Raw genomic sequence first — 16198 nt, 5'->3', positions numbered from 1 at the left:
CATATAAACCAACATTCGCCCTGTTGATCGGATACGTTTTCTTACAGTCTTTCGTCTAACAATGTTCAAAAGGCACGGCATAGCCGCTAGTCTCCCGACATCTGAACGCCGAACAACAAGCACTCCAACAAGAGCCGGCCATGACTGATCTGTCGCGTTTGCAAGGATTCGCAAATCACGCAGTCACTGCGTTGGAAGGCCGTTTCTTCCGTCCGCCACTGCCTGAAGGTTATGTATCGAGACCTCGATTGTGCGAAAGGTTGAGTGCGGGTCTGTCGGGGCGCCTGTTGTTGATCAGTGCCCCGGCCGGTTTCGGTAAAAGCTCACTGGCGGTGGAGTTCTGCGAGAGCCTGCCCGATCAGTGGCAGAACCTCTGGCTGGGTCTGAGCCACCGGGACAGCGACCCGGGCCGGTTCCTCGAACGTCTTCTTTGCGGTCTCCAGCAATTTTTTCCTCAGCTCGGCGGCCAGGCGCTCGGCCTTCTGAAAATGCGTCAGCGTCACCAGCCCTTTGCCTTCGAAGAGTGGCTGGACGGTTTACTGGACGAGCTGGCAATGCACCTGATGTTGAGCAAACCGCTGCTGCTGGTGCTTGACGACTACCACTTGGTGCAGGGCCCCGTGCTGGATCGCTGCCTGCAATTTCTCCTTAATCATCTGCCTGCGGGCATGAACATCATGGTCACCAGTCGGCAGAGGCCGAACTGGCATCTGGCGCGTCTGCGGCTGTCGCGTCAATTGCTGGAATTGTCCGAGCAGGACCTGCGGCTGACAGACGACGAGTCGCTGGCGGTGCTGGATCAACAGCGCAATGGCTTGAGCGAGGAAGCACTTCAGGCTTTGCTGCAACGCAGCGAGGGATGGGTGGCCGGTCTGCGATTCTGGCTGCTGGCGGCCAACGAAGCGGGCAGTAATGCGCTGACCCAAGGGCTCAACGGCGGGGAAGGGCTGATCCGTGATTACCTTCTCGAAGAGGTCATCGATTGTCTGCCGGCCGACGTTCAGGTCTTTCTCTATGAAACGGCGTGTCTGGAGCGTTTTGGCGGTGCCCTGTGCAACGCCGCGCGCGACAGTCACGACAGCGACGAAATGCTCGGTTATCTGCAGGCGCATCAGGTGTTTCTCGTCCCGCTGGACGAGCACGGTCGCTGGTTTCGCTATCACCATTTGTTCTCGGATTTGCTGCGCGCGCGCGCCGGGCCCAGTGTCACGCCGCAACAAAGACGCGTGCATCTGAATGCCTGCCGCTGGTTCAGCGACCAGGGGCTGCTCGACGAAGCCATTGAACAGGCGTTGCGCGCAGGGCATCTGGATGTGGCGGCCAATCTGGTGCAGAACCTGTCTGAAGAACAACTGCTCGCCGAGCAAAACGTCGGCATGCTGCTGCGCTGGAAAATGGACCTGCCCGACAGCCTGCTGGTCAGCACGCCGCGTTTGATCGTGCTGTACGCCTGGGCGCTGGGCCTGGCGTGTCAGCTGGACGCGGCCGAGGAGTTGGGCAATCACCTCAGTCGATTTCTGCCGGCGCCTTCCGCGACCGCGCAAAATTCGATGCTGGCGCAGTGGCTGGCGCTGAGCGGGATCATCGCCCGGGGCCGCGGTGACAGTGAAACCGCCCGGCGCTATTGCAGCGAAGCGTTGGTCAGTCTGCCGCTGAAGCGATATGGCCAGCGTTTGCTGTGCCTGTCGACCCTGGCGAATCTGGCCATCGCCGATGGAGATTTATGGCGCGCCCGTGCGCTGAACCGTGACGCCCTTGAGTTGGCGCAGCGGGTGGCCAATCCGTTGTTTGAAGCGCTGGCGCACTACGACCGCGCTCGCACCTTGCAGGCCCGTGGCGAAACACTTCGCTCGATGGAGGAAGTGCGCCAGGGCTTGCGACGTTTGAATGGCCTGTCTTCACAAAAACTGTACGCGGTGCGCGCGCGCCTGACGTTGTACGAAGGCTATTTGCTGGTGCAGTTCCTTCAACCGGAGGCGGGGCGCGAGCGCTTGACTGCCGGGCTGGCCGAGGCACGCGCCTGCCGTGACATCAGCGTGCTGATCGGCCACTGCGTGATTGCCGGAATGGAGGGGCGCGAAGGGCGCTACGCCGAAGCCTTCGCCGAGCTGGCCGAGGCCGAGCGGTTGATGCACATATGGGACGTGCCGCCGGTTTATTACCTGGCAATGATCACCCTCGCCAAATGCGAACTGTGGCTGGCCCAGGGCCGTATCGACCTGGCCGACGCGTGGCTGCTGCGACTGGGGCAGACTTACGGCGGCAACCAACCCGCCGCCGCCCCGGAATGCTCGCCGCAACTGCCTCAGCAGATCGAAACCCTGCGGGCGGTTCTTGATCATATTCAGGGCCGTACCGAAGAGGCGAAGACGCGGCTGCACGGTCTGGTGGAGTATGCCCAGCGGATCGGTGCAGGACTGCTCGGCCTCAATGCGCTGAGTCAGCACATCCTGTTGTTGCTTGACACTTCACATGGGCCCGAAGCCGATGAGCTTTTTCAACAGAGCCTTCAGCTCGCCACGGGTGGTGCGGTCCTGCCCTTCCAGCGCCTGATCCGTGGTCATCCCGACTGGCTGCGTGAGCAACTGCACAAACGACCCTCATGCCGGCTGGTCGATTACCTGCTTCAGCAACTGCCTGAAGCAGCGCCCGGTCAGGGGCCGCCTTGCTTGCGCATGGCCAGCGAGCCGTCCACCTGCAACAGCGGCAATGGCGGCGACCACCTCAGCGCGCGAGAACTCAGCGTGCTGCAGCTGATCGCGCAAGGCTGCTCCAATCAGGAGATCAGCGAGCGATTGTTCATTTCCCTGCACACCGTTAAAACCCACGCCAGCCATATCAACAGCAAGCTGGGTGTTGAGCGACGCACTCAAGCAGTGGCCCGGGCACAAGAGTTGGGATTATTGGGCTGATGGATCGGCACTGAAATCACGGGATTGCGCCAGGAGCAGTTCGCGAGCATGTGCAAAATCTCGCTGCGCACACTGCGCCAGATCGAGCAGGACGAGGGTAATCCGACGGTGCAAACCCTCAACGCCGTGTTCAGGCCCTTTGGTATGCAGGTCGGCATTATTCCGTTGCGACGCCGGCCGGCGGGAACCAGTCTCTAAGGCGTAATCGCGCCGATCCGTGCGACGGCAGACTCAAGCAGCGGGCTGACCGGCCCACATGCTGGCCACGTCCAGCAGGCCCCAGTCTTCAGCCAGTTCGAACTTCAGGATGCCGTCTCGTACCGTGGGGCACGCGAGGTTAATGACGTGCGGCTCGAAGGGCATGCGGGTCCGGGTGGACAGGAAGACTTTCACTTTCGGGTGCAGCAGGGACTGTTCATCCTGCTCGACCACCACGCCCAGGCGCTCGCTTTTCAGGCGAACCAGCGCGCCGACGGGATAGATACCAACGGTCTTGACGAAGTGCTGGAACACCTTCGCATCGAAGTGGCCTTTCCAGGACGCCATTTCGCGAACCGAATGCGCGGCATCCCAGCCCTTCTTGTAGGGCCGGTCTGAGGTCACCGCGTCATACACGTCACAAATAGCGCCCATTTTCGCCAGCAGGCTGATCTCATCGCCCTTCAAACCGTGGGGATAACCGCTTCCATCAACCTTTTCGTGGTGATGCAGGCACACGTCCATCACCAGTCGGGTTACCCGCTCGCAGCCCTGGAGGATTTCCAGACCGGCCTGCGGATGATGCTTCATGACCTCGTATTCTTCGTAGGTCAGGCGATCGGGCTTATTGAGAATGGCCGAGTCGATCATCATCTTGCCGACGTCGTGCATCAGCCCCGCAACGCCGGCTTCACGTACTTGATCCTCATCCAGATCCATCTGCCGCGCGAGCGCGACCATCAATGCGCACACCGCCACCGAGTGCATGTAGGTGTACTCATCGGTCGTTTTCAGGCGCGACAGGCTGATGAGCGCGTGAGGATGGCGCATGACGGACGTGGAAATTTCTTCAACCAACAGGTCGACGTCTTCGGTGTTCATCGCCCGACCCATCCGGGCATCGCTGAACATGGTCATGACTGCCGCTTTCGCGCGCCCGCAAATCAAGCGCGCGCGGGCCAGTTCCAGCTCAAGGCTGCAGGGCGCTGTTTCGGCAGGGTCGGGACACTCGGGGGAGGTCTGTTCGGCTGACAGGCTGTCGGCAGCGTTTTTACCAAGACGGGTGTCGATCCAGACCTCACGGGTCGATGCCTGAATGTGCCGCAACACCGCGTCGTCGCTGAGTTCGCGCTCGACGTGGGCAGTCCAGAAGGGATCGTTGACCCGTGGGCGGCAGAACTCGTGGATGTACATGCCCAGCGTGAGGTCGGAAACGGGGATTTTTCTTAGCATAGAGTCAGCTCATGCGCGTGAATACAGCGCTGCCTTGCCTGAAAGTGAGAACGATCTTTGTTCTTTGCTTCATCACTGCGCTTTCCTGTACTTGCGCATGGCCAGTATAGGAAAGCGCTGGGGAAATGAAACTCCCTTGAATGTTGTGGGAATCACACTCCTGATAGATAAATACCAAACCTAATCAGTATCTTGCATAGATTGTTAGCCTTGTTTGACGAATCTCGCCTCGAATAAATGCGATGAACAGCATGTTCAAAATGCATATAAATATTTGCTTTTTATATTAAAGAATTGCTGCCTTTGGCCGTGCACTGGCGGTTCAGGCCGCGTTAAGGAATTTTTGACGGGGACCGTGCTCTAATCGCCCAAATCGTCGGCCTTTATGTTTGGCCGTAGAAAAGCAAAACAGGAGCTCTCCTTGATGTTGACCTTTCGCCGTTTGATCATCGCTGCCACCGCACTGACCGTGCTTTCCGGCTGCGCGACGCAGAATCCATACGACAATCAGGGGCAGGCGCAGAACTCCGGCGGCATGAGCAAGACCGCCAAGTACGGCGGCCTGGGTGCATTGGCCGGCGCCGTCGCCGGTGCTGCCATCGATCACAACAACCGTGGCAAAGGTGCGCTGATTGGCGCTGCCGTGGCAGGCGCGGCATCTGCCGGTTACGGCTACTACGCCGACAAGCAGGAAGCCGCGCTGCGCGCCAGCATGGCCAACACCGGTGTTGAAGTTCAGCGTGAGGGCGACAACATCAAGCTGGTGATGCCGGGCAACATCACCTTCGCCACCGACTCCTCTGCCATCGCCAGCAGCTTCTATGCGCCGCTGAACAACCTGGCCGGCTCGCTGAAACAGTACAACCAGAACATGATTGAAATCGTCGGCTACACCGACAGCACCGGCAGCCGCCAGCACAACATGGACCTGTCGCAGCAGCGCGCCCAGAGCGTGGCGACTTACCTGACTTCCCAGGGCGTTGACGCAGCTCACCTGTCGGTGCGCGGTGCCGGTCCTGATTCGCCGATCGCCAGCAACGCCGACGTCAACGGCCGTGCCCAGAACCGCCGCGTTGAGGTCAACCTCAAGCCGATTCCTGGCCAGCAGTACCAACAGCAACAATAACCGCGTGACGTGAAACCAAACACCCCCCCCCGGCCAGTGAGCCGGGGTTTTTATTTGCCGAGCAGATTTCTCCCATCCCTTGTAGGAGTGAGCTTGCTCGCGATAGCGGAGTGTCTGGCAACTGATAAGCGCCTGACAGACTGCCATCGCGAGCAACCTCACTCCTACAGCAGCGTATCAATGCAGCTTTCAGGATCTGGCGGGGTAACGTTCATGCATCTGCGCGAGCAATGCGTCCTTGTCTTCCCACAGCCGGTTGATCCACTGCTGAAACTCCAGGCGGTAAGCATCGTCCTGGTCGTAGCTTTTGCCAATGAACTGCGGCGGGATCTGCACTTCTTCAAAATGCGCGACGACTTCGCGCACGTTCCCGCAGAGCAAGTCCCAATACCCTGGCCGACCAGCCGGGTAATGAATGGTCACGTTGACGATGGATTCCAGCTGCTCGCCCATGGCATCCAGCACGAAAGCAATGCCGCCTGCCTTGGGCTTCAACAGGTAACGGAACGGTGAATTCTGCTGTGCGTGCTTGGCTTCGGTGAACCGCGTGCCTTCGACGAAGTTGAATATGCCGACCGGGTTGTTGCGAAACTTCGCACAGGTGCGGCGGGTGGTGGCCAGGTCCTTGCCTTTCTTTTCCGGATGCTTGGCCAGATACGCCTTGCTGTAGCGCTTCATGAACGGAAAGCCTAGCGCCCACCAGGCAAGGCCAATCACCGGCACCCAGATCAGCTCTTGCTTGAGGAAGAACTTGAGCGGGCGGATGCGTCGGTTCAGCACGTACTGCAGCACCATGATGTCGACCCAGCTCTGGTGATTGCTCGTCACCAGGTACGAGTGCTGATAGTCCAGGCTTTCCAGTCCGCTCAGGTGCCAGCGGGTGTGACCGAGCAGGTCCATCCAGGCGTTGTTGTTGCTGATCCACGCTTCGTGAATGTGGCTCATCAGCCAGTCGGTGACCTTTTGCGCGGCCGGGAAGGGCAGGCACAGCTTGAAGATGGCAACGACGAACAGCGGCGTGCAGCAGAGAATCGTGTTGAGCGCCAACAGCAACGAGGCGATGACGCCACGCAAAGGGGCGGGCAGGAAATCCATGTGAATCGAACTCCGGGGGGGGCAGTCAGCCGCCGGTGGGTTCCGGCGGGGTTATTGTGGGCATGCGATATTGCAGCGCAATGTTATTGCGGCAGCGTGGCCGCCTGAATCGCCGTCAGCGCGATGGTATAGACGATGTCGTCAACCTGAGCGCCGCGCGGCAGGTCATTGACCGGCTTGCGCAGGCCTTGCAACATCGGGCCGAGGCTCACGCAATCCGCACTGCGCTGCACCGCTTTGTAGGTCGTGTTGCCCGTATTCAAATCCGGAAACACGAACACATTCGCGCGACCCGCCACCGGGCTGTCCGGTGCCAGTTGTCGGGCGACGTGCTCGTTGGCGGCGGCGTCGTATTGCAATGGCCCGTCGATCAACAGACCGCGCTGGGTCTCGCGCGCCAGTTGCGTGGCTTCGCGGACCTTTTCCACTTCCTCGCCGCTGGCCGAATTGCCGCTGGAATAGCTGATCATCGCCACCCGCGGTGACAGGCCGAACGCCACGGCCGAATCCGCGCTCTGCACCGCAATTTCCGCCAACTCGGTGGCGGTCGGGTGCGGGTTCATGATGCAGTCGCCGTACACTAGCACCTGCTCCGGAAACAGCATGAAGAACACCGATGAAACGAGGGTGCAACCGGGTGCGGTCTTGATCAGCTGCAGGGCAGGGCGAATGGTGTTGGCGGTCGAATGGATCACCCCCGACACCAGCCCGTCCACTTCGTCGAGGGCCAGCATCATGGTGCCGATCACCACCGGGTCCTCCAGTTGCTGCTCGGCCATCGGCGCATTGAGGTTTTTGCTGCGGCGCAAATCAACCATCGGCGCGACATAGCGCTCGCGGATCTGGTCCGGATCGAGAATCTCCAGGCCCGGCGGCAAGTCGATGCCGTGGGCGCGCGCGACGGCGTTCACTTCCTCGGGCTTGGCCAGCAGCACGCAGCGGGCAATGCCCCGGGCCTGACAAATCGCCGCCGCCTGGACGGTCAACGGCTCGGCGCCTTCAGGCAACACGATGCGCTTGTTTGCCGCCTGGGCGCGCTGGATCAATTGATAACGAAATACTGCGGGCGACAGGCGCATCTCACGGGGCGTGCCGCAGCGCTGATGCAGCCAGTTGGCGTCGAGGTGGCTGGCGACGAAATCGGTGATGATCTCTGCGCGCTCGCGGTCATCGATGGGGATTTCCTTGTTCAGCTGATTGAGCTGGGTCGCGGTGTCGTATGAGCCGGTGCTCACCGACAGCACCGGTAACCCGGCCTGCAACGCGCCTCGGCACAGGTCCATGATGCGCGGGTCGGGCAGGGTGTCGCTGGTCAGCAGCAGTCCGGCCAACGGCACGCCATTGAGCGTCGCCAGGCTCACCGCCAGAATGATGTCATCGCGATCCCCCGGTGTGACCACCAGCACGCCCGGCTTGAGCAACTGCAGCGTGTTGAGCACCGTGCGGGCGCAGATGATGATCTTTGACATGCGCCGCTGTTCGTAGTCACCGGCGTTGATCACTTGCGCACCGAGCAGATCGGCGACGTCTCGGGTGCGCGGGGCGTTCAGGTCAGCCTGAAACGGGATGCAGCCGAGTAGACGGAAATCACCGCTGCGCAACAGCGGCGAGTGTTCCTTGAGCCGCGCCGAGAAGGCTTCCATGCTCTCATCGGTGCGCACTTTGTTGAGGATCACGCCGAGCACTTTCGGGTCTTTCGGGCCGCCGAACATCTGCGCCTGCAGCTCGACGCGGCCAGAGAGCTCGGTCAGCACTTCGTTTTCCGGGGCGGATACGAGAATGACTTCCGCATCCAGCGCCTTGGCCATGTGCAGGTTGACCCGCGCGGCATAGCTGGCGCTGCGGGTCGGGACCATGCCTTCGACGATCAACACATCACGGCCGATCGAGGCTTCCTGATACAGCTTGATGATTTCTTCCAGCAGCTCGTCGAGCTGGCCTTCGCCGAGCATGCGTTCGACGTGGGCCAACCCCAACGGCTTGGGCGGCTTGAGGCCGTGGGTGCGGGCGATCAGTTCAGTGGAACGCTCCGGGCCCAGATCCCCGGGATGAGGCTGGGCGATCGGCTTGAAAAAACCGACCTTGAGCCCGGCGCGCTCCAGGGTGCGCACCAGCCCCAGGCTGATGGACGTCAGGCCCACACCAAAATCTGTGGGCGCGATAAAGAAAGTCTGCATGCGGGCTTCTCGAAAATGAGCAGTGCAAGGGTCATGGCGCTGTGAATTCAGCCATCGGACCGGATAAACCAGGACGCTGTTCAGTCGCAGCGTCTCAACGGGGCCCAAGGTTATCGTTATCTGACCCCGACGCGCACCAGCCGCAGTGAAAGGACTGACCGATTTTCGCCTGGCGCTGCGCCGGATCGAGCACCCAGCCGCGGGACTGCCAGGGCGGGTCGTGACGCAAATGCTGGGTGTGACCGCAGGAAAGCATGGCCACCCAGTGACCGTCCGGGTCCTGAACAAAGCCGGTAATGATCGAATGGGGGGAGGGGGCTTTCGGGGATTCCAATCGGGGCCGTCCGTCTGAGTTGCGTTCGCTTTCGCGCGAGTGCTTGGTTAGACTTGGCCGCTCATATCTATTTGCAAAAGGTCTCGCCCCATGCCGATCGCCGCCAACAAGGCTGTCTCCATCGACTATACCCTGACCAATGACGCTGGTGAGGTCATCGACAGTTCTGCCGGCGGCGCGCCGCTGGTCTACCTGCAAGGTGCAGGCAATATCATCCCGGGTCTGGAAAAGGCGCTGGATGGCAAGGAAGTCGGCGACGAACTGAAAGTGGCCATCGAGCCTGAAGATGCGTACGGCGAATACTCCGCCGAACTGGTCAGCACCCTCAACCGCAGCATGTTCGAAGGCGTCGACGAGCTGGAAGTCGGCATGCAGTTCCACGCTTCGGCGCCGGACGGCCAGATGCAGATCGTGACCATCCGCGACCTGGACGGCGACGACGTCACTGTCGACGGTAACCACCCGTTGGCCGGTCAACGCTTGAACTTCGATGTGAAGATCGTTGCCATCCGTGATGCAAGCGAAGAAGAAATGGCCCACGGTCACGTGCACGGCGAAGGTGGTCATCACCACTGATTGTCCTGCTAAGCTGAGTGAGCTGGCCAGGCGTCCTCGCGGTCTTGTGAAAACGTTTGTTTTTGCGGTCTGACAGGGCGCCTTTTTCGGCCAAGGGTTTCTAGGGGAGTTGTCATGAGTGTATTTCACGAGCTGAAGTTGAAGGCTCTGGATGGCCAGGAGCTGCCCCTCGCCCCGCTCAAGGGCAAAGTGGTTCTGGTGGTCAACGTCGCGTCAAAGTGTGGCCTGACGCCGCAATACGCTGCGCTGGAAACCCTGTATCAGAAGTACAAAGATCAAGGCTTCAGCGTCCTCGGGCTGCCGTGCAATCAGTTCGCCGGCCAGGAGCCGGGTAGTCAGGAAGAGATTCAGACGTTCTGCTCGCTGAACTACGGCGTGACCTTTCCCCTGGGGGACAAGCTTGAAGTCAACGGACCGCACCGGCATCGTCTGTACCAAATGCTCGCGGGCGAAGGCGCCGAGTTTCCCGGCGACATCACTTGGAATTTCGAGAAATTCCTTGTCGGCAAGGATGGACGCGTTCTGGCGCGCTTCTCCCCAAGCACGCTTCCGGACGACGCCAAAGTGGTGAGTGCAATCGAGAAGGCACTGCCCTAGTATTTCAATTCGCTGTCCTTCTTCTGAGCCTTAATCACTCCAGTCAATAGTGCTTCGTATCCCTCGTGCTTCGGCTCATTCTGTATGACCTTCATCATATTTCCAGAATGCCGAGGACGCCTGCATGCCTGTTCAAGCCTTGTTCAAACCCTTCCACTTGGGCAGCCTTGAGTTGCCGACGCGCATCGTCATGGCGCCGATGACCCGCTCGTTTTCACCGGGCGGTGTACCCAATTCCAAAGTCATCGAGTACTACCGTCGTCGTGCGTCTGCGGGCGTGGGCTTGATCATCACCGAAGGCACCACAGTCGGGCACAAGGCCTCGAATGGCTACCCCAATGTGCCGCAGTTCTTTGGCGAAGCGGCACTGGAAGGCTGGCGCAAGGTGGTGGAAGCGGTTCACGAAGAAGGCGGCAAAATCGCGCCGCAACTCTGGCACGTCGGTGCCGTGCGCCGTCTGGGTACTGAGCCGGATGGCACGGTGCCGGCGTATGGCCCGACCGAGAAGCTCAAGGACGGTAACGTTGTCGTTCATGGCATGAGCAAGCAAGACATCGGCGAGGTCATTGCAGCGTTCGCCCAAGCCGCGAAAGACGCGAAATCCATCGGCATGGACGGTGTCGAGATCCATGGCGCCCATGGTTATCTGGTCGATCAGTTCTTCTGGGAGGGCACCAATCAGCGTACCGACGAGTACGGCGGTGGCCTCGCGCACCGCTCACGCTTCGCCATCGAGCTGATTCAGGCGGTGCGAGCCGCCGTGGGCCCGGATTTCCCGATCATCTTTCGGTACTCGCAGTGGAAGCAGCAGGATTACAGCGCACGGCTGGTGCAAACGGTTGAAGAGCTCGACGCATTCCTCAAGCCGCTGTCCGACGCGGGCGTGGACATTTTTCACTGTTCAACGCGGCGTTTCTGGGAGCCCGAATTCGAAGGCTCCGACCTGAACCTGGCCGGCTGGACACGCAAGCTCACCGGTAAGCCGACCATCACGGTGGGCAGTGTCGGGCTTGACGGCGAGTTTTTGCAGTTCATGGTCAACACCGACAAAGTCGCCCAGCCCGCGAGCCTGGAAAACCTGCTCAAACGCCTGGGCGACGAGGAATTCGATCTGGTCGCAGTCGGCCGAGCGCTGCTGGTCGACCCGGACTGGGCATTGAAAGTGAAGGAAGGCCGCGAGCACGACATTTTGCCGTTCAGCCGCGAAGCCTTGGGCCGGTTGGATTGACGGTCCGGATCTGTCCTTGATGGGGGACTACACCCCCAAAACAACCCCTTCCCGCGTCTCGCTCGCAGCGCGCAGGTAAGTCTCGAATGAGTCGATAATCCCGGCCCATCCCTGACGACTGGCGTGCTGCCGGGCGTTCAGCCTGACCCGGCGCAACGTCTCGTCATCCTCCAGCATCCACCGCGCAGCATCAATGAAGCCTTCCTCATCACCTGGCATCGCCACCGCGCCGTTATGGCCGTGGCGAATATGTTGGGCCGCCGCGGCTTCGTCATAGGCGACCACTCCCAGCCCTGATGCCAACGCTTCCAGCACAACGTTGCCGAAGGTTTCAGTCAGGCTCGGAAACAGAAACAAATCACTCGACGCATAGTGCGCTGCCAGCGAATCCCCGCGCTGGGTGCCGCAGAAGATGGCGTCCGGGAGCTGACGCTGCAGCGTCGGCCTGACCGGTCCATCACCAACAATCACCAGCCGCAGGTTCTTCTCGGGATAGGTGTTCACCAGACCATCAAAAGTGGTCTTCAGCAGGCCCAGGTTTTTCTCCGCGGCCAGCCGTCCGACATGCAGAACCGCCGTATCGCCCGGTTCAAGGCCCCAGCTTTCGCGCAGCGCACTCGAACGTTTCGACGGGTGAAACAACTGGCAATCAACGCCCCGGGACAGCAGTTCCAATCGCTCGAAACCTCGGCGTTCGAGTTCGGTTTTCTGCGTGAAACTGGGCACCAGGGTGGCGTTGGAGCGGTTATGAAACCAGCGCAGGTAGGTCGTCAGCAGGCGCGTGATGAAGCTCAGCCCGTACTGCCGCGTGTAGTGCTGAAAGTTGGTATGAAACCCGCTGACGATGGCAATCCCCAGCCGCCGCGCGGCACGCAGCGCCGAAAGACCAAGCGGCCCTTCTGTCGCGATATACAGCACATCCGGGCGATTGCGCTGCCAGCGGCGCAGCAGTTTGTGCATCGACGACTGCCCCCACTGCAACCCGGGATACCCCGGAATCGGCCAGCCACGGCACAGCATCAAATCTTCCCCGGGCGCGCGCAATTCATCGTCGGTCTGCCGCGGCCGAATCACCTCAACCCGATGCCCCCGCAGGCGCAGTCCGTCGCACAAACGGCTGAGCGTATTGGCCACGCCGTTTATTTCCGGTGCATACGTTTCGGTGATCAGGGTAATACGCAGGGATTTGCTCATGAGATCAGTTTCTGAGCGGGTCATTGCGCTTGTGTGGCGGTTGAGTGATGGATTTGTGACCGCAAATATCTGGCCGGGTTTTGAAATTCGCGTCGCTCGATCCTGACCGGTTTCAGTGCGACATCTGACCCGGCCAGGTTCGGATAAAACTGCGGGGAGGCGTCAACCACCAACGGTGAAGGGCACAAGCCTCGATTCACCGATACGCTCGAAGGCAGCTGGCTCTGGCACGTAATGGGTCTGCACCGGGTTCAGGCTGATCAGTTGCAGGTGCGAACGCGGTTCAGCGGGCTTGGCGAGATTCGCGGATTCAGCGTTGAGGGTCTGTGAAACGAACGGCTGAGTCGCCTGCGCCAGCGCTTGCAGGAATGTGGGGGCGTGGGGTTCCTGCTTCTTCTGTCTATCCATCAGAAAGGATGCAGGATTGGCGGTTGTTTTTAGCGGGGTGGTCAGGGGTGTTGATTCCATAGACATTTAGCTCCTGTTGGTGACTACGCCGCGCGATTGAAACGCGGCGGCGAATGCTCGCCCGACGTGGGCATGTCCATGCTTAAACAGGAAGGCTGTGGGACGTTGTGAATAGTGTTGTAGGAACCGTCCTGATTTTCCCGAGGTTGATTAAAAGAGTGTTTCCGCCTTTAGCATGCGTCGCCTCAACTTCTGGAGGAAACACTGTGTCCGAGCAATTCAACGCGCCACCTGCTGCCGATTTGACGGCTTTGCCTGCAAGCGGCCCGCCGTTTTACACGGTATCGCTGGTCAAGCTGACGGTGATGATGTTCATCACGTGCGGGTTGTACGGGCTCTACTGGTATTACAAAAACTGGTCGCGATACAAAGCGTATTCGGGGAAATCGATTTGGCCGGTAATGCGCACGCTTTTCTGTTTTTTTTACATTCCCTCACTGTTCAGCAAAGTAAATGCCGCGCTTAAAGAGACGGGTCGAGGCGGTATCCCTTACTGGGGCGTCTACGTAGCAGGGATCTACCTTCTTACGTTTACCCCTTCGATTGTCACTGGGTACGCATCGGGCATGGGCAGCAGTCCGTCCACAGCGCCAGGGCTTATCCCGACCATAGCGGTCTACGCCATTACCGGGCTGGGCCAGTTCTTGATCATGCTCAGGGTTCAGTCGTTGATCAATCGGCTGGACGGGGAGTCCGGGGAAAGTCGCAGGATCCGCTTCACGTTTGGGGACGTGGTCTGGACGGTGATAGGCATCTGTTATTGGGCGCTTTTAATGCAGACCTATGCCTGGTTGAGTCCAGCAAACATGTAATAAAAAAGGCCTCAATCGAGGCCTTTTTTCTACATCAGCGAATCCGCTCTGCCAGCGTCTCCGCCCCACGCTCCCTCACCCAGAACAACGTCGCTCCCGCCACCGCCGCCGGCATCATCAAAATGTTGACCACCGGTATCAGCAGCACCAGATACACAATCCCGCCGAAACTCATGCTCTGCCACCGCTTGGCGCGCAGCCAGGCGAGCATGTCTTGCCAGCTCATTTTGTGGTTGTCGGCGGGGTAGTCAATGTACTGGATGGCCATCATCCACACACCGAACATCAGCCACAGCGGTGCAGCAACAAGGTTCACCACGGGGATCCACGAAAGGATGAATAGCCCGATGGCACGGGGCAGGAAGTAGCCCAGTTTGCGCATTTCCCGGCTCAGGGTGCGCGGCACCATTTCCACCAGCTCGCCCCAACTGAACGCGGGAAAATCGTCCGTCCCGCGCAGGACCACTTCCACCTTCTCGGCGAGAAAGCCGTTGAACGGAGCGGCGATGATGTTGGCGATCATGGTGAAAGTGAAGAACACCATCAGCGCGACAAGCACCACGAACAGGGGCCACAGGATGTAATTGAGAAAGCCGAGCCAGTTGGGCAGGGTCGGCATGAAGGAGTCGACCCACAGCCTGAATTCGTGGCCGGCAAAGTAAATCATGGCGCTGAACAGCACCAGATTGATCGCCAATGGCAACAGGACGAACAGGCGCAGACCGGGGCTCAGGACCAGTTTCAGGCCTTCGCGCAGGTATTGCGGGCCAGACAGGACGGGTGCAGGCATGTGTGCCTCCAGGCAGTGATATCGCGCCGACCATACCGGCTTTGCCGCGGGGGCGGAAGCGCAGCAGCAGGGGCGACACTCGCTGAAACAATCGTGCAGCGGTGAAGTCTATGCAGGACTGCAGTCGCGAAGCGAAAGATGCACATAGCGCGGGCCTATGAGCTGGATTGTGAAACGATATTTCCTTAATCTTCTCCGCCCCGATAAGCTTGCGGGCAACTTTCACCGTTGCTGTGCCCCAAGTGGCAGCTTCACGTTTTCAGGATCGGCGGGCGCCACCCTTGCGGCGTAGGCCTCGTCAGTCCCAATCCTCTCAACCGGTACGCCGGTTCTGACCCAGTGACTCCGACCACGCGTAACGATGGCCGGTCAATAGGAGTGTGTCATGTCTGATGTACGTCATTCGCGAGTGATTATTCTCGGCTCCGGCCCTGCCGGTTACAGCGCGGCAGTCTATGCCGCGCGCGCCAACCTCAAGCCGTTGCTGATCACCGGGATGCAGGCGGGTGGTCAATTGACCACCACCACCGAAGTCGACAACTGGCCGGGCGACCCCCATGGTCTGACCGGCCCGGCATTGATGGAGCGTATGCGTGAACACGCCGAGCGTTTCGAGACCGAGATTGTGTTTGATCACATCAATGCAGTGGATTTGGCTGGTAAGCCGTTCAGCCTGAAGGGCGACAACGCCACGTACACCTGCGACGCGCTCATCATCGCCACTGGCGCCAGCGCCCGTTACCTGGGTTTGCCTTCCGAAGAAGCGTTCATGGGCAAAGGTGTTTCGGCTTGCGCGACCTGCGACGGTTTCTTCTATCGCAACAAGCCGGTCGCAGTGATCGGCGGCGGCAACACTGCCGTCGAGGAAGCCCTGTATCTGGCCAACATCGCCAGCAAGGTCACCCTGGTTCACCGCCGCGATACCTTCCGCGCCGAGAAGATCCTGATCGACAAGCTGCATGCACGCGTCGCTGAGGGCAAGATCGAGCTCAAACTCAACGCAACCCTGGACGAGGTCCTGGGCGACAACATGGGCGTGACCGGTGCGCGCTTGAAGAACAACGACGGCAGCTATTCCGAAGTGACCGTCGACGGCGTTTTCATCGCCATCGGCCACACGCCGAATACCAGCCTGTTTGACGCTCAGTTGGCGTTGAAAGACGGTTACATGGTCGTTCAAGGCGGTCGCGAAGGTAATGCGACGGCCACCAGTGTTGACGGTGTTTTCGCCGCCGGCGACGTGGCGGATCACGTCTACCGTCAGGCCATCACCTCGGCGGGCGCAGGCTGCATGGCTGCACTGGACGTCGAGCGCTACCTGGACGGCCTGGCGAACGTGTCGTTCTGACCTGATCTCCAGCTGCAAAAAAACCGGCTCACTGAGCCGGTTTTTTTATGTCTGGCAAACGCCCGCTCATCAAACCTGAAAACGCCGCAGACGTTACTGCCGGCACACGA

The 16198-nt window shown here is 60.0% G+C and carries 13 protein-coding genes and 2 pseudogenes; 8 read left to right on the top strand and 7 right to left on the bottom strand.

Features of this window, described 5'->3' with window-relative positions; all coding sequences use genetic code 11:
* Positions 1-140: 140 nt before the first annotated feature.
* Complete coding sequence (locus QWI20_RS25580) at positions 141-2912, top strand: LuxR C-terminal-related transcriptional regulator (protein WP_369307778.1); 2772 nt, start codon at positions 141-143, stop codon at positions 2910-2912.
* Positions 2913-2924: 12 nt separating this feature from the next.
* Positions 2925-3110, top strand: a pseudogene (locus tag QWI20_RS25575) (helix-turn-helix domain-containing protein); the annotation flags it as partial.
* A 33-nt stretch (positions 3111-3143) separates the two neighbouring features.
* On the opposite strand, the gene QWI20_RS25570 reads toward QWI20_RS25575, so the two are convergent.
* Positions 3144-4343, bottom strand: a complete 1200-nt coding sequence (locus tag QWI20_RS25570; protein ID WP_369307777.1) for an HD-GYP domain-containing protein — start codon at positions 4341-4343, stop codon at positions 3144-3146.
* A gap of 424 nt (positions 4344-4767) precedes the next feature.
* Here QWI20_RS25570 and QWI20_RS25565 point away from each other — a divergent pair, with 424 nt between their 5' ends.
* Positions 4768-5469: an OmpA family protein gene (locus tag QWI20_RS25565; protein WP_192171876.1), complete on the top strand. Its 702-nt coding sequence runs from the start codon at positions 4768-4770 to the stop codon at positions 5467-5469.
* A 189-nt stretch (positions 5470-5658) separates the two neighbouring features.
* Here QWI20_RS25565 and QWI20_RS25560 read toward each other — a convergent pair whose 3' ends face one another.
* From QWI20_RS25560 to QWI20_RS25550, 3 genes and pseudogenes are all read right to left on the bottom strand, one after another.
* Positions 5659-6564, bottom strand: coding sequence for an acyltransferase (locus QWI20_RS25560; protein ID WP_133771959.1), 906 nt, complete (start codon positions 6562-6564; stop codon positions 5659-5661).
* 83 nt (positions 6565-6647) lie between these two features.
* Positions 6648-8741 (bottom strand): phosphate acetyltransferase, encoded by a 2094-nt coding sequence (pta, locus tag QWI20_RS25555; protein WP_369307776.1) that lies wholly within the window; start codon positions 8739-8741, stop codon positions 6648-6650.
* 94 nt (positions 8742-8835) lie between these two features.
* Positions 8836-9197: pseudogene (locus QWI20_RS25550) on the bottom strand (DUF3565 domain-containing protein).
* Between QWI20_RS25550 and QWI20_RS25545 the strand changes: the two are divergent.
* From QWI20_RS25545 to QWI20_RS25535, 3 genes are all read left to right on the top strand, one after another.
* Positions 9166-9651: a peptidylprolyl isomerase gene (locus QWI20_RS25545; RefSeq protein ID WP_074884740.1), complete on the top strand. Its 486-nt coding sequence runs from the start codon at positions 9166-9168 to the stop codon at positions 9649-9651. The pseudogene QWI20_RS25550 and the gene QWI20_RS25545 overlap by 32 nt on opposite strands.
* Positions 9652-9765: 114 nt before the next feature.
* Positions 9766-10248 (top strand): glutathione peroxidase, encoded by a 483-nt coding sequence (locus tag QWI20_RS25540; protein ID WP_122536156.1) that lies wholly within the window; start codon positions 9766-9768, stop codon positions 10246-10248.
* 124 nt (positions 10249-10372) lie between these two features.
* Positions 10373-11476: an NADH:flavin oxidoreductase gene (locus QWI20_RS25535; protein WP_369307775.1), complete on the top strand. Its 1104-nt coding sequence runs from the start codon at positions 10373-10375 to the stop codon at positions 11474-11476.
* A gap of 27 nt (positions 11477-11503) precedes the next feature.
* Here QWI20_RS25535 and QWI20_RS25530 read toward each other — a convergent pair whose 3' ends face one another.
* Positions 11504-12670 (bottom strand): glycosyltransferase family 4 protein, encoded by a 1167-nt coding sequence (locus QWI20_RS25530; protein ID WP_369307774.1) that lies wholly within the window; start codon positions 12668-12670, stop codon positions 11504-11506.
* Between the two features lie 162 nt (positions 12671-12832).
* Positions 12833-13138, bottom strand: a complete 306-nt coding sequence (locus QWI20_RS25525; protein ID WP_369307773.1) for a hypothetical protein — start codon at positions 13136-13138, stop codon at positions 12833-12835.
* A gap of 206 nt (positions 13139-13344) precedes the next feature.
* Here QWI20_RS25525 and QWI20_RS25520 point away from each other — a divergent pair, with 206 nt between their 5' ends.
* Complete coding sequence (locus tag QWI20_RS25520) at positions 13345-13950, top strand: hypothetical protein (protein ID WP_369307772.1); 606 nt, start codon at positions 13345-13347, stop codon at positions 13948-13950.
* Between the two features lie 34 nt (positions 13951-13984).
* On the opposite strand, the gene cysZ is transcribed toward QWI20_RS25520, so the two are convergent.
* A complete protein-coding gene (gene cysZ, locus QWI20_RS25515; protein WP_369307771.1) occupies positions 13985-14740 on the bottom strand; it encodes a sulfate transporter CysZ in 756 nt (251 codons plus the stop codon).
* A gap of 385 nt (positions 14741-15125) precedes the next feature.
* On the opposite strand from cysZ, the gene trxB reads away from it, so the two are divergent.
* The gene (gene trxB, locus QWI20_RS25510) at positions 15126-16088 is read left to right on the top strand and encodes a thioredoxin-disulfide reductase (protein ID WP_369307770.1); all 963 of its coding nucleotides are present in this window, start codon (positions 15126-15128) and stop codon (positions 16086-16088) included.
* Positions 16089-16198 lie beyond the last annotated feature (110 nt).

The organism is Pseudomonas sp. W2-17, assembly GCF_041060445.1.
Lineage (GTDB): Bacteria > Pseudomonadota > Gammaproteobacteria > Pseudomonadales > Pseudomonadaceae > Aquipseudomonas.
The sequence above is the reverse complement of the archived record's forward strand: the minus strand, read 5'-3'. Positions and strand labels throughout refer to the sequence as shown.